A 20,976-nucleotide genomic window follows, 5' to 3' on the forward strand; every position below is an offset into this window, starting at 1 on the left:
TGGCGGGAGGATCACCCCTGCCGGGGATCGGTCCTGCCGGGGATCACCCTTGACGGGAGATCGGCCCTGACGGGAGATCACCCGCGCCGGGCGCGGGCCCGCCCGGGTGTCAGCCCTTGTAGCGCGGGAAGGCGCTGCGGCCGGCGTAGACCGCGGCGTCGTCGAGGATCTCCTCGATGCGCAGCAGCTGGTTGTACTTGGCGACGCGCTCGGAGCGGGCCGGGGCACCGGTCTTGATCTGGCCGCAGTTGGTGGCGACGGCCAGATCGGCGATGGTGACGTCCTCGGTCTCGCCGGAGCGGTGGGACATCATGCACTTGAAGCCGCTGCGCTGGGCCAGCTCGACGGCGTCCAGGGTCTCGGTCAGCGAACCGATCTGGTTGACCTTGACCAGGAGGGCGTTGGCGGAGCCCTCCTCGATGCCGCGGGCCAGACGCTCCGGGTTGGTGACGAACAGGTCGTCGCCCACGAGCTGGACCTTGGCGCCGAGCTTGTCGGTGATGACCTTCCAGCCGGCCCAGTCGTCCTCGAACAGCGGGTCCTCGATGGAGACCAGCGGGTAGGCCGCGACCAGCTCCTCGTAGTACTCGGTCATCTCGGCGGCCGAGCGGGACTTGCCCTCGAACTCGTACACGCCGTCCTTGTAGAACTCGGAGGCGGCGCAGTCGAGCGCGAGCGCGATGTCCTTGCCGGGCACGTAGCCGGCCTGCTTGATGGCCTCCAGGATGAGGTCGAGGGCCTCACGGTTGGAGCCCAGGTTCGGGGCGAAGCCGCCCTCGTCGCCGAGGCCGGTCGACAGACCCTTGTCCTTCAGGACCTTCTTGAGGGTGTGGTAGACCTCGGTGCCCCAGCGCAGGGCCTCGGAGAAGGACTCCGCGCCGATCGGCGCGATCATGAACTCCTGGATGTCCACGTTGGAGTCGGCGTGCGAGCCGCCGTTCAGGATGTTCATCATCGGAACGGGCAGCAGGTGCGCGTTCGGGCCGCCGAGGTAGCGGAAGAGCGGCAGGTCCGACGCCTCGGAGGCGGCGTGCGCGACGGCGAGGGAGACGCCGAGGATGGCGTTGGCGCCGAGCGAGGACTTGTCCGGGGTCGCGTCCAGGTCGAACATGGCCTGGTCGATCAGGCGCTGCTCGGTGGCGTCGTAGCCGACAAGCTCCGGGCCGATCTGCTCGATGACCGCGAGGACGGCCTTCTCGACACCCTTGCCCTGGTAACGGTTGGGGTCACCGTCGCGAAGCTCCAGGGCCTCGAACGCACCGGTGGAGGCGCCGGACGGAACGGCAGCACGACCCGTGCTGCCGTCGTCGAGGCCGACCTCGACCTCGACGGTGGGGTTGCCTCGGGAGTCCAGGATTTCCCGGGCTACGACGACGTCGATGGACGGCACGAGCATCTCCTTCTGGGATGTGACGCTGAGTGTGACGCATGCGCAAGGTCTCGTTCGCCTTGCGACAAGAGCCTAACCGGCGCGGTGGCGACGGCCACCGGGCGCCCGCCCCCTAAGACGAAAAAGGACCCGGGGGCATGCACATAGGGACGAATCCCCTGGGTTACTCATCGGTATTGATCCGGAGGAAAGCGGCGGGCGAACCCGGAATCGGACCGATGACGGCCGGCTCGGGGAGCCCGAACCGTGAACGGCGACGATGAACCGCGGCCATGAACCGCAACCGCGAACCGCGACGGCGAACCGCGATCGGCCCGGAGCACGCGCTCCGGGCCGATCGGGGACGGTCACGGGGTCACCACGGGGAACAGTCGCCGAACCCACGCGAGGTGCCGCTCGCGAGAGGTGGGGACTCACACGAGCGCGCGACTCACTTCAGGTGGAGCTGCTGGCCCGGGTAGATCAGGTCGGCGTCCTCGACGATGTCCTTGTTCAGCTTGAACAGCTGCTGCCAGCCGCCCTTGACGCCGTTCTCCTTGGCGATCTTGCTGAGGGTGTCGCCGGAGACGACCTTGTACTCGCCGTCGCCCTTCTTGACCTTCTTGCCGGTCGGGGTGGTGACGGTCTTCTTGGCGGCGTCCTGCGGAGCGGCCTGCGGGGCCTGGCGCTGCGTGCCGCGGGTGGTCGGCTGCTCGGTGGAGCGCTGCGGCGCGGTCATGGAACCGGTGGCCGAGCCGGCGGAGGAGCCGGTGCTCTTGCTCGCCGAGGACGAGGAAGAGGAGGAAGTGCCCGCCGAGGACGACGAGGACGACGACGAGGAAGAAGACGACGAAGACGACGAGGCGGAGCCCGAGTACGCGGCGCCGGAGAGGCCCACGCCACAGCTCGGCCACGCGCCCTTGCCCTGGCCCGCCAGGACCTTCTCGGCGACGGCTATCTGCTGGGTCTTCGAGGCCAGGTCGGCACGCGAGGCGTAGGAGGTGCCGCCGTACGCCGCCCAGGTGGACGCGGAGAACTGGAGGCCGCCGAAGTAACCGTTGCCGGTGTTGATGGACCAGTTGCCACCGGACTCGCACTGCGCGACGCGGTCCCACTCGGCGGCGGTGGCGGCGGAGGCGTTGCCCGCGGCCATCAGCGGGGCGGCGACGGCGACGCCCGCGACGCTCGTCAGCGTGATGACACGGGTGGCCTTGGAGGGACGACGGTGTTTGCCCTTGCCGGAAAACAGCATGGAGATTCTCCTCACCGACGCCTACGAGGTGAGCTGTCGGGTTCGGACCTGTGAGTTGTCCGGCCGCGTGTCCTTGCACGCGGCTCCACCCCAAGCCGGTCGTCGGCCGTCTGTTTCAACGGCCGGGCCCGGCGCTTACCTTGGGTCCCCCGCTCCTGCCTTCGGCGCATGACGCGACGACTGTTCCCATCGGCCGGCGGCAGGATTCGGCGTACCGCCCGACGGGGCCCGCGGTGGCGAGCGGTCATGACCGTAGACACAGACCGGGGAGAAGATCAAAGCCCATCAACCCGGAAAAATCGCCCCTACTTGCTCCCCGTCAGGGGGTGTTTGCGCAGGTGAGGGGCGATTCGATCACAGCCCACGGCGCCCGTGCGCCCGTTCGACAAGAGAGATCCATATCTCACTGCGGCATTACGGACATTCAGGCCCTGACTACTCGTCGGACGAGGAGTTCTGCGACCCCAGCTTGAGGCTCTGACCAGGGACGATGAGGTCGGGGTCGGAGCCGAGCTTCTTCTTGTTGGCGTCGTAGAGCGCGGACCAGCCGCCCGCGAGACCCGTACGTCGCGCGATCTCCGTCAGACTGTCTCCCGGTCTGACGGTGTATTCGTCCGCCTTGTCCGCGGTGACGGCGTTTCCAGCCACGACCGCACCCTTGGCGGCGCTGCCTTCGCCGCCCTTCCCGCCCTCGGCGGCATCGTCGGCGTCGTCGGCGTCGGTGTCGGCCGGGGCGGCGTGCCGTCCCGCTTCACGCGCGGCGTCCGAGCCGTCCGTACCTTCCGGCGCGGCGTCACCCCGGTGCTTGCCCTTGCTGTCGCTCTGGCCCTGCCCCTGCCCCTTGTCCTGGCCCTTCGCCTCGCCCTTCGCCTGACCCGGGGTGGTCGCCCCGGGCGCGGTCGGCAGACCCGGCGTCACGGACGTGTCCGGGGCGGCCGGAGCGGCCGGGGTCGTGGGCACGCTCGGGGTGGCGGGGGCGCCCGGGAGGCCGGGCAGCTGGAGGACGCCGGGGATGGCCAGGAGGCCGGTCGGCGCCTGCGGGAGCGAGACGCCCGGCGCGGTCGGAGCGAAGGGGGTGACCGCCGGCGCCGGGGTGGCCGGGGCAGCCGGGGTGGCGGAGGCGTCGGGGGTGCCCGGGGTGGCCGTCCCGCCCGGGTGCGAGTCCACGGAGCCACCGGGGGCGGCCGGGCCGCCACCCTGCCCGTAACCACCCTGGTCGCCTTGGTCGCCCTGGTTGCCCTGCGGCTGGCCGAACGGGCCACCCTGGCCGCTCTGGCCATGGCCGTCCTGGCCGTTCCCCTGGTGGGCCTGGTTGCCGTCCTGGCCGTGACCGGTCTGGTCGCCCTGGTTGCCCTGGCCCTGGTTGCCCTGGCCGCCGTTGCCCTGGTTGCCCTTGCCCTGACCGGCCTCGGACGGCAGGCCGTCGGTGCGGTTCGACTCGGCGACGGGAGAGTGCGACGCGCCGGGTCGCGGGCCGGAGCCCGGGTCGACGGCGGGCGCCTTGCCGTCGTGCTGGAGCCCGGCGATCGGGGCGCAGGTGTCCCACTGGGTGTCACCGGCGGCGAACGCCTTCTCGGCGATGGCTATCTGCTGGGCCCGGCTGGCCAGGTCGGCGCTGGGCGCGTAGGCGAGACCGCCGTGCCGCTCCCAGCCGTCCTGGGTGAACTGGAGCCCGCCGTAGAGACCGTTGCCGAAGTTGGCGCTCCACGCGCCACCCGACTCGCACTCGGCGACCCGGTCCCAGGTCTGGGCATCGGCGGCGGAAGCGGACCCGGTGGCGAGCAGGGGCAGGGCCAGGGCCGATCCGGTCACTCCCGCGGCGACGACGATAGCGGGGGCCTGGCGAGGTCGACGGTGACGTCCGTTCCCGGAGCGCATGCGGAGTGCCTTTCGCGTGACGGTGTGGACTGCGGGTGAACGTAGCCGCATTCGAACGGGCGTCACAAGTCGATGCACCGCAGATCACGCGAACATCACATTTTTGACCTGCCGTCAGCTTTCGTGGCTCCGAGGGGCCGGGGTGAACTCCACGGGAAGGGTCCGCAGGCCGCGCATGATGAGCCCGCCGCGCCACCGCAACTCGGCCGGATCGGCGCCGAGCCGCAGGTCGGGCAGCCGGGTCAGGAGCGTCGCGAGCGCCGTCTGGCCCTCCAGCCGGGCCAGCGGCGCGCCCAGGCAGTAGTGGATGCCGTGGCCGTATCCCAGGTGCTGGTTGTCGCGCCGCGCGAGGTCCAGGGTGTCCGGCTGGTCGAAACGGGCCGGGTCGCGGTCGGCGGCGGCGAGAACGACGAGGACCGGGTCGCCGGCCGGGATCTCCTGCCCGCCGATGGTCAGCGGCTGGGTCGCGAAGCGCCAGGTCGCGAGCTCGACCGGCCCGTCGTACCGGAGCAGCTCCTCGATCCCGGTCTCCAGCAGGCCAATCTCCCCCGCGGCGAGCGAGTCCTGGAGGCGGGTGCGCTGCCCGGGGTCGCGCAGCAGCGCGTAGACGCCGTTGCCGATGAGGTTGACGGTGGTCTCGAAGCCGGCGAAGAGAAGGATGAAGGCCATGGCGGCGGCCTCGTTCTCGGTCAGGTGCTCGCCGTGGTCCGAGGCGCGGATGAGTCCGGAGATCAGGTCGTCTCCCGGCTCCTCCCTCTTCTTGTGGATGAGTTCGGCGAGGTAGCCGCGCATCTTCTTCACCGAGCGCGCGACGCCGCCGCGCGGCCCGCCGCCGTGCCGGATCATCATCCCGGCCCAGTCGCGGAAGTCGTCCTGGTCCTCGGCCGGTACGCCGAGCAGGTCGCAGATCGCGTAGATCGGCAGCGGGAACGCGAACTCGTGGATGAGGTCCGCGCTCCCGCGCTCCGCGAAGCCGTCGATGAGCCGGTCGGTCAGCTCCTGCACGCGCGGCGCGAACTCGGCGACGCGGCGCGGGGTGAACGCCTTGGAGACGAGGCGGCGCAGCCGGGTGTGGTCCGGCGGGTCGATGTTGAGCAGGTGCGTCATCAGCTCGGCCTTGCGCTCGCCGGGGATGCCCGTCTTGCCCTTGGCGTGCGCCGGCTCGTCGTGGTGCGCCGGGTTCTTCGACAGCCGCTGATCGGCGAGCGCCTGGCGGGCGTCCGCGTACCGGGTCACCAGCCATGCCTCCACCCCGCTGGGCAGCGTCGCCCGGTGGACGGGCGCGTGCTCGCGCAACCAGGCGTACGCCGGGTACGGATCGGTGGCGAACTCCCAGGTGAACAGCTCGGGGGCGGGGGGTGTGCTCATGCTCCGACCGTACAAGGCGCCTGGCGGGACACCACCGGGCCCATGGGCCCACGGGTCCCGGCCTGACCTGGGCTCGCTCCGGCCTGACCTGGGCTCGATCTGGCCGGGCCGGGCCTCGGTCCGGCGGAGCCGGAGCGAAGCCAGGCGGAGCCGGAGCGCGCCGCCCCGGACGGTCAGCCGACGCCCCCGCCCCTCTTCGCCTCACCCGTCCCGCGATAGGCGGCGAGGAAGACCCGGACCCCCTCCTTCGCGAACCGGTCCAGATCGGCGTCGGTGTGCTGGGCGGAGCCGTGGAACATGGCCGCGTTGACGGGGATCCAGAGCAGCAGCCCGGCGAAGTGGTGCGCGGCGAGCTCCGGATCCGGGACGGTGAGCCGCCCCTCGGCGTCGAGCTGCCGGAAGGTGTCGGCGAGGCCGGCGAGCACCCGCTCGAAGCCGCGCTCGTACCAGTCGGCGCCCAGCTCGGGGAACTGGTCGGCGTTGGCGATGATCAGGCGCCGCAGCCGCAGGACACGGTCCTGGGTGAGGGTACGGACGAAGCTCCGGGCGAGCCGGGCCAGCCCCTCCTCCAGACCGCCGGCCCCGGCCCCATTCCCGTCCCCGGCCCCGCTCCCCTCGCCACCGCCGCCGCCGCCGTTCACGACGGTGTGGAACTCGGCCGCCGCCCCGATGATCCCGTCGACGTCGTCCGTCGTGGCGAGGACGATCTCGGCGAAGAGGGTGTCCTTGTCGGCGAAGTGCTTGTAGACGGTCTGCTTGGAGACCGCGGCCAGTTTCGCGATGTCGTCCATGCTCGTCCCCGCGTATCCCTTGGTCAGGAACACGGAGGTCGCCGCCTCCAGGATCGACTGGTGCTTGAGTGCCGAGCGGCTGTCCATGGCCGTTCCCCTCTCCCTTTTCTCTCTTCTTCTCTCCGCCCCCGTCCCCGCCGGAAACGCTCACCCGAAAGAGTACTGGACCGACCAGTACCCACCTGAGTACTGTACGGTCCAGTACCTGATCGACGGCCCGTCCCACGGCCGCCGCGTCAGCAAGCATCGGGATCGGGTTCCACGCGAACTCGGGGGAAGGGGATCTCTCATGACCACGACCACGCACAAGGTCGTCTCCGCTGACGGCACCGCGATCGCCTGCGCGGTCCGTGGCACCGGACCGTCCGTCGTCCTGGTCGGCGGGGCGCTGATGACCGGCGCCGACTCCGCCGAACTGGCGGGACTGCTCGCCGCCGAGCACTTCACCGTGATCACGTACGACCGCCGGGGCCGGGGCGGCAGCGGCGACACCACGCCGTACGAGGTGGCGCGGGAGATCGAGGACCTGGAGGCGCTGATCCAGGGCCCGGCCGGCGGCTCCGCCGCACTCTTCGGCATGTCGTCCGGCGGCGCTCTCGCCCTGGAGGCCACGGCCCGGATCGGCGGCGGCGCGGTGACCCGTCTCGCGGTCTACGAGCCGCCGTTCGTCACCGACGACAGCCGGCCGCCGCTGCCCGCCGACTACGTGACACGACTGACGGAGCTGGTCGGCCGCGGGGCGTACGGGGACGCGGTCGAGTACTTCATGACGGCGGCGGTCGGCGTGCCCGAGGAGGTCGTCGCGGGGATGCGTCAGGCCCCGTTCTGGGCGGGCATGGAGGCCCTCGCCCCCACCCTCTCCTACGACGGCCGGGTCATGGGCGACACCATGTCCGGGCGTCCGCTGCCGCTGGACCGCTGGGCGTCGGTGACGGTGCCGGTGCTCGTCGGCAGCGGCGACCGGGGCGCGCCGCACATCCTGGCCGGCGCCCGTGAGCTGGCCACGGCGGGCGACAACTTCACCCTGCGGCTCTTCCCCGGGGAGGAACACACGATAGCCCCGCGGGTCCTGGCGCCCGCCCTCGCCGACTTCTTCGGCGCGAAGGCGGGGTGACCCGACTGCTTCGGTACGCAGGCGAGGTGACGGACCTTTCTCACACCCTGAAGGCCCCGGCCGCGGCGCTCGGCCGGCGCGTGAGGTGCTTAGATCTCGTCAAGTGGATGCCCAGCTACTCAAAAGCACGTTCGCGGTCGTCGAGAGACGAGCGGAGCACGCTGTCACCTACTTCTACTCGCACCTCTTCTGGAACAACCCGCGCGTCCGCGAGCTGTTTCCCGCCGACATGGCGCCGCAGAGAGACCGTCTGTTCGCCGCGCTGACCCATGTGGTGACGCATCTGGACGATCCGGAGCTCGGGAAGTATCTGGGGCAGCTGGGCCGCGACCACCGGAAGTTCCTGGCGACGCCCGCGCTCTACAGCGCGGTCGGCGCGAGTCTCCTCGCCGCGTTCGCGCACGCGTCCGGCGCCGCCTGGACCATGGAGGCGGAGAAGGCGTGGACGGAGGCGTACGGGCTGGTCTCCGACCTGATGCAGGCCGGCGCCGGGCGGTCGGCCGAGGCGGGGCAGCCTGCCTGGTGGGACGCCGACGTGGTGCGGCACGAGCGGTACGGGCCGGATCTGACGCTGCTGACCCTGCGTCCCCGGACGCCGTTTTCCTACCTGCCGGGCCAGTACACGAGCGTCAGCACCCCGCACGCGCCGAGGATCTGGCGTACGTACTCGCTCGCCAACGCGCCGCGCCCGGACGGCACGGTCGATCTGCACATCGGCCGCGTCGAGGGCGGGGCGATGAGCACCGCGCTGTCCGACCGGCTCCGGCCGGGCGACACGGTACGGCTGTCCGCCCCGAGCGGCGCGCTCACCGCCCGCACCCCGCCCGGCAAGCCGCGCACCTACATCGCGGCGGGCACGGGCTGGGCGCCGATCCGGGCCCTGCTCGAAGAGGCGGCGACCGACGAGCCGGCGTGCGAGGGACGGCTGTTCCTCGTCGCCCGCAGCAGGGAGTACCTCTACGGCCGGGCGGACGCGGAGCGACTGGCCGCGCACATCCCGGGGATGCGGCTCACCTCCATCACGGCCGCCCCCCGCGCACCGCGCGGTCAGGCCACGGAACGGCTGTTCCAGGCACTGCGCTCCGGCGTCAACTGGCCGGCCCACGATGTCTATCTCGCCGGTCCGCCGGAGTTCCTGACCCTGGTCTCGTCGATCCTGGCGGGGCTGGGCACGGACCCGGTCCGCATCTTCCACGACCGCGTTCCCCCGATCACCCGCGCCACCACCTCCACGGCGCCGGCCCGCCCGATGTCCCTCTCCGAACGCCGCATGAGCCGCCCGGCCCTCCACTGGCACAACCCGGACGCCCGCGCCCCCCGGGCGTACTGACACCGGGTCGACTCACCTCCCGCGTGGCCCGGCATCGGGGCGGGCGGGAGACGACCCGACTCGACACCGAAGGAGACCCGAAGCCCTACACGCTGCCCCCGGCGGTCAGCCCCACCACCGCCCACACCGATATCGACACCGGCCCAAGTCCCTCCCGCCCGACCCGCACCGGCCGCCGTCCACCACGCCCTCACCCCGGCAGTTTCCGCGCCCCGCCCACGTCCACGCGCCGCTGCCGGCGGCGTGCCGGCGTGCCCAACACCCCACCGGGTACCGCCCCCACCGAGTACCGCCGCCCCGGGCTTGCGGGAGCCGGGCCACCGGCTCACCTCGCGGCCAATGGACCGGCCGTCCCACCTGTTCGATCATCGTGGGATGTCGGACATAGTCGAAGCGAAGTGGAACGAACTCCTCACCCCGGGCGGTGGAATGCGCGTCTCGGAGTCACCGCTCCACGGCGCGTTCGCCGAACTGATCCGGGTCGCGCACGCGGAACCAGGGCTGCGCCGGTTCTTCCCCTGGACGGGTATGTGGGAGCTCCACCTCAGCCGGTGCACGAGAGCCCCGTACACCTGGGACATCCCCTACATCGGCATCTTGCGATCCGACGCCTACTACGTCGAGGGACCGAGCCGCCTCGCCCCACGCATCATCGAGACCCACAGCCCCTACGAGGCGGTGGCAGCGGTCCTCGGCCGTCTGCCGCCCCACGAAGGCCCGGCGTTCACGGGCACCTCAGACCAGTTGGCCGCCTTCGAGTCCCCGCAGGAAGACATCCCCGCCCTCGGGTGACCTCGTTCGCACCTGTCCACAGGGCGTGGACGGATGCGCGAGGCCCCGGCCGGGGCGTGACCGGCACCCGGCGACGACAAAGATCAGCGCGCGGACGAAGCCACCGCGCGGCATCCCCCGGCCTGAGCGACGCCCGCACTCGCACGTGCACCTGCCGCCGGGCGGCGCGACAGCCGGGCCCCGAAGAGCGCCCGCCCCTCCGACGCGACCACGACAGCCGCCCCACCCAGGCAGGGCAGGGCCCTACTCCCCTGCCTCTTCCTCTGTCTCAGTGGAAAGGCCTTCCGCCGCGCGGATGGTGTCGCGGTAGACGCGGCCGGCGGCGCGGAGGGCGGTTTCGGGGTCGATGCCGGCGGCTTCGGCGCGGACGGCGAGGGCGAGGAGTTCGTAGCCGATGCCGTCGCCGGTGGGCGGGGGGACGTCGAGGCCGGCGGTGCGGACGCGGCCGGCGAGCTTCGCGGCGAGCGCGAGGCCCGGCTGGCCGACGGGGACGCCGTCGGTGACGGACTCGCGCTGTTTCTCGACGGCCTTGCTCCGCAGCCACTGGGCCCGGACCTCTTCGGGCGTCTCGGCGGTGGCGTCACCAAAAACGTGCGGGTGGCGGTTGATCAGCTTGGCGACGATCGTGCCTGCCACGTCGTCCACCGAGAAGGGTTCCTCTTCGTCCTCCTCGGCGATCCGTGCGTGGAAGACGACCTGGAGGAGCACGTCGCCGAGTTCCTCGCGCAGTTCTTCCCGGTCGCCGTCCTCGATGGCCTCGACGAGTTCGTACATCTCCTCGATGCCGTACTTCGCGAGCCCCTGGTGGGTCTGCCGCGAGGACCACGCGCATTCCCGGCGGATCCGGTCCATGACCTGCACGAGGTCGAGCAGGCGGGCGCCGGGCAGGTCGTACGAGCCGGGCAGGAGTTCCAGGTCGGGCATGGCGAAACGGCCGGAGCCGGCCATCCGCGCGAGTCCGTCGGTCAGGGCCCCGTCGCCCTCGCCCGAGGGCAGGACGACGACCGTCCGCCCGCCGGCGCACGCTTCGACGAGTTCGTCGGCGGCGGGCCGCAGGATCTCGACGGCGACACCGGCCTCGCGCAGGTATGGCAGCTGGGGGTGGCCGGCGTCGGGACACAGCACCCGGTCGGCGGCGCGCAGCGTCTGCCACGCGGGCCAGGACAGCAGCCCGGGCGCCACCCGATGGCTGGCGGTGAGCAGGACGACACGACCGGGGTTCTCAGACTTCACTCTTCGAACCTACCCCGCCCACCGGCGCCCGCCCTTCCCCCACCCACACATCCACCCACCCACCCATCCACCCACCGGCGCCCGCCCCTCCCCCACCCACACATCCACCCACCGGCGCCCGCCCCTCCCCCACCCACCCCAGCGGGAGGGGTGCGGGGCGGTGCGCGCGAGACAGCGACGGGAGCGGGGGCCGGGGAGGGGGTCGTGTTCGGAACGTAAAGCGTGATTTGTGGCGCGGAAGGGGGGCGCTTCGCGCACTACAGAGGTGCCCGCGCCGTAAATCATGCAGTGCAGAACACGAGCCCCCGGACCGGCCCACGCGCACCCACCACGAACCTCAGCGCACCGCCCCGCAACCCCGACCGCGCCCCGCAACCACCGCCCCGCACCACCACGCCACGCCCCCCCCCCGCAGCGCGCAGCGCTACGCGCCGGCCTCCACCGCCCCCTCCCGCACCTGCCGCACCCACGGCGCGGAATACGTTCCCAGCGTGATCCGCTCGTTGTCCCACGCGCCGAACCGCGGGTTCACGTCGATCCGCAGCGCCTTCGACGCGGTACTGAACGCCTCGGTCAGCTTCTGCTGCCCCTCGGGGCTGTTCGTCGCCCCGAGCTTCGTCGCGATCTTGTCCATGAGGACGGCGCGGCGGGCGACGTCGTCGATCTCGTCGGGTGCCACGCTCTGCTGCTGGAGCAGCGTGGCGGCCATGGGCCTCTCGCCGCCGCTCTGCTGGGCGAAGGACGCGCGGGCCTGCTGGATCTCGGCGCGGCTGGCGGTGACTCCGTTGTCCCGGGCGACCCGGGCGACCACCTGGTCGAAGATCAGGCTGTGCAGCTTCTGCCGGGTGAGGTCGCCGGTCGCCTTGATCAGCCGGTCCGCTTCGGGTGACGCGGCCTGGGCGGTCCTGACGTCCTTGACCTGCGCCTGGACGGTGGAGACCTCGATCCGCTGACCGCCGACGACGGCCGCGGCCCCGGGATGGGCGTCGCTTCCGCAGGCGGTGAGGAGCGGTGCCGCGGCGATCAGGGCGGCGGCGGAGACGGAGAGCGCTGTGCGGCGGTGCAAAGGAGCCTCCCGGCGTGGGTCGTGCGTCAGATGGGACGACCGTGCGGTGATCGATGGTAGGCAGTCGCCGTGGCGCGGGCCACTACTTGGCGGTGACTGTCTGGCTCGTTTCGGTCGATCCGGCCGGTCCGGTCGTCGCTTCGGTCAACGACGCGCGCGTTCGGGGGGTGTCGGGTCGCAGCATGATCGTCCGGGAGACGAGGAACGTCACGGGGATCGCGGCGGCCGCGGCGAGCAGCGGGGCGTAGCGTCCGTCGACACCCGCCGGCTCGATGAGGACGTAGACGCCGGCGGTCGTGATGACGAAGTTGGCGGCGTTGGTGAGCGGGAAGAGGAGGAACTTCCGCCAGGTGGGGCGGGTGCGGTAGGTGACGTACGTGGTGAGGAAGAAGGAGCCGACCATCGACAGCGCGAAGGCGGCGACGTGCGCGGCGAGGTACGGCAGCCACTGGCCGAGCAGCAGGTAGAGCCCGTAGTACGTCCCGGTGTTCACGGCGCCGACGAGGGCGAAGCGGATCACCTGCCAGGCCGTCGTCATCGGCGCGCCAACTCCTCCGTGAGCCCGTCCGCCGAGCCCTTCACGTTCTCCGCCCGCTCGTCACGCTCGTCACGCCCGTCACCCGGGCGACGCGGCGCCGGCGGGACGGCGGCCGTGTTCGTCGCCTGCACCAGGTAGTGCGGGCGGCGCTTCACCTCGTAGTAGATACGGCCGACGTACTCGCCCACCAATCCCAGCATCACCATCTGGACACCGGCGAGCGCCGTGACGGTCACGAGGAGGGTCACATAACCGGGGGTGTCCACGCCGTTCACCAGGGCGACACCCACGATCCAGGCGGCATAGGCGAAAGCGACCGCGACGAGGGTCATTCCGAGATAGACGGCGGCCCGCAGCGGTTTGTTGTTGAAGGAGAGAAGGCCGTCGAGACCGTAGTTGAGGAGTTTTCCGAAGGTCCACTTGGAAGTGCCCTGGTCACGCACGGCATTCTCGTACGCGAAGGTCGTCGTCCGGAATCCGACCCAGGCGAACAGACCCTTGGAGAAACGGTTGTATTCGGTCAGTTCGAGTATCGAGTCGACGGTGCGGCGGGACAGCAGTCGGAAGTCACCGACGCCGTCGACGAGTTCCACGTCGACGAGCCGGTTGATCGCCCAGTAGTAGACGCGGGCGGTCAGGGTGCGGGTGAACCGGTCGCCGGTGCGCGAGCGCCGGGCGATGACCTGGTCGTATCCCTCCGCGTGCAGGTCCAGCATGCGGTGCACGAGCTCCGGCGGGTGCTGGAGGTCGGCGTCCATGATGACGACGGCGTCGCCGCGCGCGTGCCGCAGCCCGGCGAGCATCGCCGCCTCCTTGCCGAAGTTGCGGCTGAAGGAGACGTAGCGCGCCCGGGGGTCGCCGGCGGCGATCCCTTCCAGAAGCGGAAGGGTCCGGTCACGACTTCCGTCGTCCACATAGACGATTTCGAAATCAAAAGCGGAATCACCGCCGGGGCGTGAGAGTTCCTGGGTCACCTGGTCGTGGAAACGACCGATGATCTCTTCTTCGTTGAAGCACGGGACCACGATCGAGAGCAGCACGCACGACACCTCAACGGTCCCGTGTGTCGATGCCGGATTCGCCCGGTGACGCGCAGGCGTCCATCGCGTGAACTGCCCGGCGGAGAAGCCTGTTCACGTATTCTCCCCTGCCATATTCGTCTCACCATGAAGATCAGGATTCCGCGGTCGGAAGCACGGGTTCGGAGCCTGGGCCGAGCCGGCCTGGCGCCGCTGTTCGCCGGGCTGCTCACCGTCCTCGCCGTCTGCGCCGGGGACGCCGTCGCCACGACCTGGCCCTTCGGCCGTCATCACCGCTCGGTCAACGACCTGGCCAACCAGTTCCTGCCGTTCCACGCCCACCTGTGGGACCTGCTGCACGGGCGGGCGGACGGCGGTCTGCTGCTCAACTGGCAGTCCGGCTGGGGCACCAGCTTCCTGCCGGACCTCGGGACGTATCTGACCAGCCCGTTCGCCCCGCTGGTCGCCCTCGCCCCGCGCGCCGATCTGGAGTACGCCCTCTACGCGGTCACCCTCCTGAAGATGGCCACCGCCTCCGCCGCGATGGCCTACGTCCTGCCGCGCCTGCTGCCCCCGACGGCGCCCACGGGTGCCGGCACCGGCACCGGCACGGACATGGGCACGAACACGGGATGGCCGTGGTGGGCTCCGGTGCTGCTCGGGGCCGCGTACGGGCTGTGCGGCTGGTCGATCCTGGAGGCCGTCTACAACCCGATGTGGCTGGACGGCCTGATCGCGTTCCCGCTGCTGTGCCTGGTGGGCGGGGTGTGGGTACGGGAGCGCCGGCGGCCCCTGCTCGGGCCGCTGGTCGTCGCCCTGTGCTGGACCGCCAACTTCTACACCGCGTACATGGCGACCCTCGGCGCCGCGCTCGTCCTCCTGGTGACGGCGCCGCGCTGGCGGGTGGTGCTGCGCGGCACGGCGACCGTGCTGCTCGGCATCGGTCTCGCGGCGCCGGTCCTGGTGCCGGTGTTCCTCGGGACGCGCTCGGCCTACCCGGGTCTCGTCAAGGACTTCGCCCCGGCGGGCGGCGCGGATTTCGCGGCGCGGCTGATGCCCGCCACGTACGGGTTCTCGACCCCGGCGCTGTTCGTCGCGACGCTGGTCCCGGTGCTCGCGTCGTCGCTGGTGTTCCGCCGCCGGTGGCGGTGGCCGTGCCTGGTGGCGGGGGTCGCGCTGTCGCTCCAGTGGGAGCCGACGCATCTGGTGTGGCATGTCTTCACCACGCCGAACGGCAGCCCGTACCGGCAGACGTTCGTCCTCGCGGGCGTCCTCGTCATCGCCGCGTGGGCGGCGCTCGCGGACGGCCTCCCGGACCGCCGTTCGCTTCTCGGTGGCACCGCGCTGATCGGGGCCCTGGCGCTCGCCGCGCTGGGCAGCGGGGAGGCGACGATGTGGGGCTGGGCGCTGTTCGCGGCGGGCCTGCTGTCGGCCTTCACCCTCCCGTACGCGCGCAGGGAGTCCGCCTCCCGTCCCTCCGTACGCGTGGCGGCGCTCGTCCTCCTGCCCGCCGTCCTGGCGGCGCAGGCCGCAGCGACGACGGCGTGGGGCAACAAGGAACGTCTCGGCCGGCTCGACGACTACCGTCCCTGGACCGCCGCCGACTCCCGCCGGGCCGCCGCGCTCGCGGACGCGGACGGCTGGCCCGCGTACCGCACGGACTCCGGCCGCCCCCAGGTCACCGGCAACGAGCCGATGTCGGTCGGCGGCCAGGGCGGCGCGTACTACAGCAGCCTCACCCCGGACGCCCTCACCCGCACGATGGCCGCGCTCGGCGGCGGCTGGACCTCCCGGGGCCGCAATCTCCAGAGTCTGGACAACCCGGTGACGGACGCGCTGTTCGCGGTCGGCGCGCGCTGGCGGGACGGTGCGGTGGTGCGTACGGGACCGGTGGCCCCGCTGCTGACGGTACGGCCCCCGGGCCCGGCGCCCCGGTTCGGCGCCTCGCCGTTCCGCAACCAGGAACTCCTGCTCGGCGCCCGCGTCTACGAGCCGCCGTCCCGCGCGACCGGGGCGTGCCGGGTGGGCACCGAGGTGTTCCTGTGGGCGCCGCGGTTCACCGGGACGGCCCGGCTCGGCACCCGCACCGTGGAGTTGCGCGGCGGCCTGCCCAAGCGGCGCGCGGCCCTCACCTCCCTCGGTGTCCAGCGGATCCCCGGCCTGCGTGCCCTGGTCCCCGCGCGCGGGCAGGTCGCCTGTCTGGACCGGGCCCGGCTGCGGGCGGCGGTGGCGGCGCTGCGGGCCGCCGCGCCGACGGCGATCGAGGTCACCGGCACCGGCGTCCGCGCCACCCTGCGTCCCGGCACCACCGGCACCGTCGTCCTCTCCGCGCCCCGCATCCCGGGCTGGACCTGTGACGGCCACCCGGCCGCTTCCTACGCCGGCCTCGTCGCCACCCCGGCCACCTCAGGCACCTCAACCAGCTCGGCCACCCCGGCCACGCGCACCGTCACCTGCTCCTTCCGTCCTCCGGGCCTGCGCGCGGGCCTGGGGACGGCCGGCGCGGCTCTGTTGCTGCTCACGGCGTGGGTGACGGCGAACAGCCGCCGAAGCCGAAGGAAGAACCGGGCCGGGGCCGCCGCAACACCGTGACTCCGTCAACGGACGCTGTCACAACATCCCCTCGGCGAGCGTCTTTACGTCAGACAGGCTCACACAGGGGTGACACTTCTTTGGCCGAAAACGCCACGTCCCGGAATACCGCCCGCCCGGGCGGGCGCTGCCCACCTACACGCAGTGCCCAGAAGCGCATTCACTCCTCTCACACGGAGGCATCCACTCATGTCAGTCGAGTTGAACCACACCATCGTCCACTCCCTGAACGACCTGGAATCGGCCAAGTTCCTCGCCGGCCTCCTGGACCTCGAAGTCGGCGACCGGATGGGCCCGTTCATCCCCGTGACCACGGCCAACGGGGTGACCCTGGACTACGCCACCGTGCCGGCGGAGGACATCACCACGCAGCACTACGCGTTCCTCGTCTCCGAGGACGTGTTCGACAAGGCCCACGCGCGCATCAAGGAGGCCGGGCTCACGTACTACGCCGATCCCCACCGCACGCGGGTCAACGAGATCAACCACAACCACGGCGGGCGTGGTCTGTACTTCGAGGACCCGTCCGGGCACTACATGGAGATCCTCACCAGCCCCTACGGCACCCCTGCGGCTTCGTAGGACGGACAGGAAAGAGCCGGGCGGCGGGCGGGCCGGGGAGAACCCCCCTGGCCCGCCCCCGCCACCACGCGCCCCACCGCACCCCACCGGGCATCCGGATCCCGGGCGGAGGCAGCGTCCGCGCACCCCCTACAGCAGCACCACGCACCCGCGCCGTTCCAGCGCCGCCGCCAGCTCCGGGGGCACCTCGCAGGGGTTCCAGCGGAGGTCGAGTTTCTCCAGCGACGGCAGCCGGTCCGCCACCCATTCCGGGAGCCGGGTGAGGCGATTGCCGCGCAGGTCGAGGTGGCGGAGCAGGGGCAGTCCGGCGAGTACCGGCGGGAACTCGGTGAAGGAGTTCTCCCGCAGGTCCAGGTGGCGCAGTTCGCGCAGCCCGGCCATGGAGGCGGGCAGGCGGTCGAGCAGGTTGCCCCGGAGCCACAGTTCGCGCAGTCGGGTGAGTCCGCCGAGGGTGTCGGGCAGGGCGGTCAGTCGGTTGTGCTGGGCGCGCAGTTCGATGAGGCCGGCCATGTTCCCTACGGCCTCCGGCAGCGCGGCGATCCGGTTCTCCCCGGCGTTGAGGTAGCGCAGCCTGGTCAACCGGCCCAAAGTCTCAGGCAGTTCGGTCAGCTCGTTGTCGTGGACGTAGAGGAAGCCGTCGAGCGCGGTCAGCTCCCCCAGCTCGACGGGCAGTTCGGCCAGCCGGTTGTGCCCGAGGTCCAGGGTGGACAGCGCCCGCAACCCCCCGATCGAGGGCGGGAGTTCGGTGAGCCCGTTGTCCGCGAGGATCAGCACGCGCAGGTCGGTGCGCTCCCATACGTCCTGAGGAACCTCGCCCAGTTCCCGCCGCCACAGATTCACCACGTCGGTCGTCGTCACGCCCCGAATCTAAGGGTTGGCCCATAAACGATCCACGGCACAGCGGTTGGCCAGCGCGGCTACCCGTCAACCGGCAAGGACGGGTTGCACAGACGGGCGATGTCGCACGTGGTGCCGGCTGCGGACACGGCAAGTCGAGCCGCTTGACCTCTACCGCGAGAACCTCCCAAGCGATGGGGGCGGTCCAGGAGCCCGGCGTAACGATGGAACCGACCTGCCAGCCCTTAACTGAGTGGACGGCGCGGTTCACCCCTTCCTCTGCTTGTAACGAATCAAGCTTGAATTTCAGCCATGAGTGGCTGGCGGCACACCGCACCCGCTCTTCAACTTCCGTCGAGTTGCAACGCACTGGAGCCACAATGTGGACAGAGACCACCCCTTTTCGGCCAATTCGATTAAATTTTCTAAACATTTGCAACCCGTGCCATGTAGTTTCGATTTCACCGCCGCCGAGTAACTGGATAAACCAGAGGGGAAGCGGCGGCAATCAACGGGAGCTCTGACCATGTTTCGACGCACCATGGCTGTAACTGCACTGACCGCTACACTCGTCCTCACCGGAAGTTCCGCTTTTGCCATATCAACCAGCACCAAGCTGGACAATGGGACTCTCTACTTCGAGGCCCTGGATGGCTACCTCGTCAGCGGAAACCACAGCCAGTTCTTCTCCACCACCAAGTACACGAAGACTGCCGGGGACAGTGCTGTGAACATTCAGCTCGCACTCTCGACGAGTACAGCAGTCTTCAAGACTGACGCAATGTCTATTTCAAAGGGACAAACCAAGTCGAAGTCCTGGGGCGGCTTGTCCAAGGCCACGTATGCGCCCGACTGTACCGCGGCGGGCTACATGATCGCCACGACTGGCAAGTACTACACCCCGACAGTTCGTTTCTGCTGATCCTGACCACATCTGATCGGGGGCGTGCAACTCCAACGCACGCCCCCGATTTAATTTCGAAGGCCACTCGATGATTGAAGCGTCAATCGGGGCCGTACCCGGCCTATTTTCAGCATTCTTCGTCATGGCGCTCCTTTTTGCTGCACCCACAGCATTCATAGCCAAGTCGCGAAATCGCCCTCCGCTGCTGCCAGCCCTTCTCGCGACATCCATCGCAGGAGTGCTGGCGGTAACGCTACTCCCGGGCAGCGCGGGGGGAGCCATGGCGGGAATCTGCGATATTGGACGCCCCGTACACATGCTCACTTCAGCCAGCGCGCTGCTCAACATCGCCCTGTTTGCGCCATCGCCGCTGCTGGCCGTGCTGCTGTTCCGTCGACCTGTGACGGTTGGCGCCATCTCTCTGGTCTGCAGCGCCACCGTGGAGCTCATTCAGGCGACGGTGCCCATGGGAAGGGCGTGCAGCGCAACGGATCTGGCTGCGAACGCTACAGGAGCATTGTTGGGGGTCTGCACCGGAGCAGTCTGGCTCAGGTTGAGGGGGCGCCGTATCAGCCACGTGTCGCGTGACGTCTCCTGGGGGACCAGCCTCGCCGCCATTGGCGCTGCGGCACTGGCCGGCTGGTTCTACATATCAGTCTCCACCACTGACGTAGTCGCGGCAGACGACAAGCGCAGCGCCCGATTGGATGCCCTGGACGGCGCGGACGAATGGATGGAGGAATCCGCTCGGGAAATTTTCGGAAAGCAAACGAAATCGTTGGGGTCGACCTCGATATTCGAGGGAAACCGAACGGTAATCACCATGAAGACCGACCAAGGGGAACTAGTCGGCTGGTGGCCGGATCGATCCTTGGAGCGAGCCTGGTCCATTGACAATACCGGCGAAGAGGGCGATCTGGATGCTGATCAAGTTCAAGCCGTAGGGCAAGAGTTCGCGCAAAAATGGTTCCCCACCAGTGTCGCCGATAGTCAAAAGTCACTCAACGCCATGGGTGAGGATAATTCGAAGGTATATCGTTTGACGTATCGACGATACAGCCAGGGCGTGATGATGCCCATGCGGCTGGACATCACCATTACCTCCGCAGGCCGCATTATGGGATTCACTTCCGATCCCACCCGAGACCCGCCTATTACTCCCGCATCCATTAGTAAAAAAGAAGCAAAACGGCTGGCCGAGAAGGAAACTGGATCCGAGGCCGAGGCCGCCGTACTCCTGGCCCAGAAAGTCTCCAACGAGTGGAGGCCGGTATGGATGGTGAGCGTCAAGTCCGGCTCAAAGGATCCGAATCTGTTCATTGACGCCGCGAGCGGTAGGCGCGTCGAGCCCGACAGGGTGTGAATCATGGACCGGCTCGACGCCTGGTTCGCCATCGAGGCCTGGAAAAGGGACCGGGCCCCTACCGCCAACGGGGAGGCGGCTGGGGCCCGGCGTCTGGGGGCCGTGGGGGCGAGGCCGGCCGGACAGGAGGAAGGAGGTTCCCGGAAGAGCCTCGGGTTGGACAGTACGACACCCCGCGTCCGAACATCGCCTTCACCGCCGACAGTTCACTGGATCGACTGAACCTTCCGGGGCTCGCTCGACACCCGCACGCCCTCCATGAGAGGAGGAGTGACGGGGGTCACTCGGATCCCTGTCACAACTCCCCGACTCGCGACGTCGTAGGGGTGAAGCTGACACACGACAGAGGAGAGCGTCATGGAACCCCGCATCAACCCCTTCGGCAACCCGCTCGCTCTCAAGATGTTCAAGCACCTGACGGGCGCCGGAATGGCCCTGGTCACCGACTCCACGCTTCCGGAGTCCCTCCAGGAGCTGGTGAAGATCCGCGCCAGCCAGATCAACGGCTGCGGCGCCTGCCTCGACATGCACACCAAGGAGGCCACCGCCGCCGGCGAGACCTCCGTGCGGCTCGCCCTCGTCGGCGCCTGGCGCGAGGCCACCGTCTACACGGACGCCGAGCGCGCGGCCCTCGCCCTCACCGAGTACGGCACCCGTCTCGCCGACGGCTACGGCATCCCGGACGACGTCTGGGAGGCGGCGGCCAAGCACTTCGACGAGGACCAGCTCATCGCCCTCACCGGCCTGATCGCCCTGATCAACGCCTTCAACCGGATCAATGTCGTGCTCCGCCTCCCGGCGGGCGAGTACAAGGTCGGCCAGTACGCCACGAAGGGCTGACGCCCTTCACCCACCGTCGGGGGGGGGGGGGGGGGGGGGGGGGGGGGGGGGGGGGGGGGGGGGGGGGGGGGGGGGGGGGGGGGGGGGGGGGGGGGGGGGGGGGGGGGG

At 70.3% G+C, this 20,976-nt stretch carries 18 protein-coding genes and 1 riboswitch; of the genes, 8 read left to right on the plus strand and 10 right to left on the minus strand.

Annotated features, from left to right (window positions below; genetic code table 11):
* Nucleotides 1–109: 109 nt before the first annotated feature.
* From eno to ACGFRB_RS31900, 5 genes are all read right to left on the minus strand, one after another.
* Nucleotides 110–1,390, minus strand: a complete 1,281-nt coding sequence (gene eno, locus ACGFRB_RS31880) for a phosphopyruvate hydratase (RefSeq protein ID WP_361231434.1) — start codon at nt 1,388–1,390, stop codon at nt 110–112.
* Nucleotides 1,391–1,820: 430 nt separating this feature from the next.
* Nucleotides 1,821–2,621: a transglycosylase family protein gene (locus ACGFRB_RS31885; RefSeq protein ID WP_393247994.1), complete on the minus strand. Its 801-nt coding sequence runs from the start codon at nt 2,619–2,621 to the stop codon at nt 1,821–1,823.
* Nucleotides 2,622–2,624: 3 nt separating this feature from the next.
* Nucleotides 2,625–2,798: riboswitch (cyclic di-AMP (ydaO/yuaA leader) on the minus strand.
* A 258-nt stretch (nt 2,799–3,056) separates the two neighbouring features.
* A complete protein-coding gene (locus tag ACGFRB_RS31890; protein ID WP_393247996.1) occupies nt 3,057–4,433 on the minus strand; it encodes a transglycosylase family protein in 1,377 nt (458 codons plus the stop codon).
* A gap of 180 nt (nt 4,434–4,613) precedes the next feature.
* The gene (locus tag ACGFRB_RS31895) at nt 4,614–5,867 is read right to left on the minus strand and encodes a cytochrome P450 (protein WP_393247998.1); all 1,254 of its coding nucleotides are present in this window, start codon (nt 5,865–5,867) and stop codon (nt 4,614–4,616) included.
* A 173-nt stretch (nt 5,868–6,040) separates the two neighbouring features.
* Nucleotides 6,041–6,745, minus strand: a complete 705-nt coding sequence (locus tag ACGFRB_RS31900; protein WP_393248000.1) for a TetR/AcrR family transcriptional regulator — start codon at nt 6,743–6,745, stop codon at nt 6,041–6,043.
* A 202-nt stretch (nt 6,746–6,947) separates the two neighbouring features.
* Between ACGFRB_RS31900 and ACGFRB_RS31905 the strand changes: the two genes are divergently transcribed.
* The 3 genes from ACGFRB_RS31905 (at nt 6,948) to ACGFRB_RS31915 (ending at nt 9,894) form a co-directional block, all read left to right on the plus strand.
* Nucleotides 6,948–7,772, plus strand: coding sequence for an alpha/beta fold hydrolase (locus ACGFRB_RS31905; RefSeq protein ID WP_393248002.1), 825 nt, complete (start codon nt 6,948–6,950; stop codon nt 7,770–7,772).
* A 103-nt stretch (nt 7,773–7,875) separates the two neighbouring features.
* Nucleotides 7,876–9,102 (plus strand): globin domain-containing protein, encoded by a 1,227-nt coding sequence (locus ACGFRB_RS31910; protein WP_393248004.1) that lies wholly within the window; start codon nt 7,876–7,878, stop codon nt 9,100–9,102.
* A gap of 375 nt (nt 9,103–9,477) precedes the next feature.
* Nucleotides 9,478–9,894, plus strand: coding sequence for a DUF6193 family natural product biosynthesis protein (locus ACGFRB_RS31915; RefSeq protein ID WP_393248006.1), 417 nt, complete (start codon nt 9,478–9,480; stop codon nt 9,892–9,894).
* Between the two features lie 243 nt (nt 9,895–10,137).
* Here ACGFRB_RS31915 and ACGFRB_RS31920 read toward each other — a convergent pair whose 3' ends face one another.
* From ACGFRB_RS31920 to ACGFRB_RS31935, 4 genes are all read right to left on the minus strand, one after another.
* On the minus strand, nt 10,138–11,127 hold the full coding sequence (locus tag ACGFRB_RS31920) for a nucleoside triphosphate pyrophosphohydrolase (protein ID WP_393248008.1): 990 nt from the start codon (nt 11,125–11,127) through the stop codon (nt 10,138–10,140).
* A 424-nt stretch (nt 11,128–11,551) separates the two neighbouring features.
* Entirely contained in the window at nt 11,552–12,193 is a 642-nt protein-coding gene (locus ACGFRB_RS31925; protein ID WP_393248010.1) for a SurA N-terminal domain-containing protein, read from the minus strand.
* Between the two features lie 82 nt (nt 12,194–12,275).
* Nucleotides 12,276–12,731, minus strand: coding sequence for a GtrA family protein (locus ACGFRB_RS31930; protein ID WP_393248012.1), 456 nt, complete (start codon nt 12,729–12,731; stop codon nt 12,276–12,278).
* On the minus strand, nt 12,728–13,771 hold the full coding sequence (locus tag ACGFRB_RS31935; protein WP_393248014.1) for a glycosyltransferase family 2 protein: 1,044 nt from the start codon (nt 13,769–13,771) through the stop codon (nt 12,728–12,730). Before ACGFRB_RS31935 ends, ACGFRB_RS31930 begins: the two co-directional genes overlap by 4 nt.
* 126 nt (nt 13,772–13,897) lie before the next feature.
* Between ACGFRB_RS31935 and ACGFRB_RS31940 the strand changes: the two genes are divergently transcribed.
* Nucleotides 13,898–16,342, plus strand: a complete 2,445-nt coding sequence (locus ACGFRB_RS31940; protein WP_393248015.1) for a YfhO family protein — start codon at nt 13,898–13,900, stop codon at nt 16,340–16,342.
* A gap of 189 nt (nt 16,343–16,531) precedes the next feature.
* Nucleotides 16,532–16,924 carry a VOC family protein gene (locus tag ACGFRB_RS31945; protein WP_393248017.1) on the plus strand — a complete coding sequence of 131 codons (393 nt, stop codon included), beginning with the start codon at nt 16,532–16,534 and terminating at the stop codon, nt 16,922–16,924.
* A 129-nt stretch (nt 16,925–17,053) separates the two neighbouring features.
* On the opposite strand, the gene ACGFRB_RS31950 is transcribed toward ACGFRB_RS31945, so the two are convergent.
* Nucleotides 17,054–17,782 carry a leucine-rich repeat domain-containing protein gene (locus ACGFRB_RS31950; protein ID WP_393248019.1) on the minus strand — a complete coding sequence of 243 codons (729 nt, stop codon included), beginning with the start codon at nt 17,780–17,782 and terminating at the stop codon, nt 17,054–17,056.
* A 520-nt stretch (nt 17,783–18,302) separates the two neighbouring features.
* On the opposite strand from ACGFRB_RS31950, the gene ACGFRB_RS31955 reads away from it, so the two are divergent.
* From ACGFRB_RS31955 to ACGFRB_RS31965, 3 genes are all read left to right on the plus strand, one after another.
* A complete protein-coding gene (locus ACGFRB_RS31955) occupies nt 18,303–18,683 on the plus strand; it encodes a hypothetical protein (protein WP_393248021.1) in 381 nt (126 codons plus the stop codon).
* A 70-nt stretch (nt 18,684–18,753) separates the two neighbouring features.
* Nucleotides 18,754–20,028, plus strand: a complete 1,275-nt coding sequence (locus ACGFRB_RS31960) for a VanZ family protein (RefSeq protein WP_393248022.1) — start codon at nt 18,754–18,756, stop codon at nt 20,026–20,028.
* Between the two features lie 357 nt (nt 20,029–20,385).
* Nucleotides 20,386–20,868, plus strand: a complete 483-nt coding sequence (locus tag ACGFRB_RS31965; protein ID WP_393248024.1) for a carboxymuconolactone decarboxylase family protein — start codon at nt 20,386–20,388, stop codon at nt 20,866–20,868.
* Nucleotides 20,869–20,976 lie beyond the last annotated feature (108 nt).

Origin of the sequence: Streptomyces sp. NPDC048718, assembly GCF_043198875.1 — a bacterium.
Lineage (GTDB): Bacteria > Actinomycetota > Actinomycetes > Streptomycetales > Streptomycetaceae > Streptomyces.

Excerpts from the sequence above, each read along its gene's own strand:
- ACGFRB_RS31955 (WP_393248021.1), top strand. The coding sequence starts at position 18,303 with ATGGCTGTAACTGCACTGACCGCTACACTCGTCCTCACCGGAAGTTCC.
- ACGFRB_RS31900 (WP_393248000.1), bottom strand. The coding sequence starts at position 6,745 with ATGGACAGCCGCTCGGCACTCAAGCACCAGTCGATCCTGGAGGCGGCG.
- ACGFRB_RS31965 (WP_393248024.1), top strand. The coding sequence starts at position 20,386 with ATGGAACCCCGCATCAACCCCTTCGGCAACCCGCTCGCTCTCAAGATG.
- ACGFRB_RS31945 (WP_393248017.1), top strand. The coding sequence starts at position 16,532 with ATGTCAGTCGAGTTGAACCACACCATCGTCCACTCCCTGAACGACCTG.
- ACGFRB_RS31895 (WP_393247998.1), bottom strand. The coding sequence starts at position 5,867 with ATGAGCACACCCCCCGCCCCCGAGCTGTTCACCTGGGAGTTCGCCACC.
- ACGFRB_RS31885 (WP_393247994.1), bottom strand. The coding sequence starts at position 2,621 with ATGCTGTTTTCCGGCAAGGGCAAACACCGTCGTCCCTCCAAGGCCACC.
- ACGFRB_RS31915 (WP_393248006.1), top strand. The coding sequence starts at position 9,478 with ATGTCGGACATAGTCGAAGCGAAGTGGAACGAACTCCTCACCCCGGGC.
- ACGFRB_RS31940 (WP_393248015.1), top strand. The coding sequence starts at position 13,898 with ATGAAGATCAGGATTCCGCGGTCGGAAGCACGGGTTCGGAGCCTGGGC.
- ACGFRB_RS31960 (WP_393248022.1), top strand. The coding sequence starts at position 18,754 with ATGATTGAAGCGTCAATCGGGGCCGTACCCGGCCTATTTTCAGCATTC.
- ACGFRB_RS31930 (WP_393248012.1), bottom strand. The coding sequence starts at position 12,731 with ATGACGACGGCCTGGCAGGTGATCCGCTTCGCCCTCGTCGGCGCCGTG.
- ACGFRB_RS31905 (WP_393248002.1), top strand. The coding sequence starts at position 6,948 with ATGACCACGACCACGCACAAGGTCGTCTCCGCTGACGGCACCGCGATC.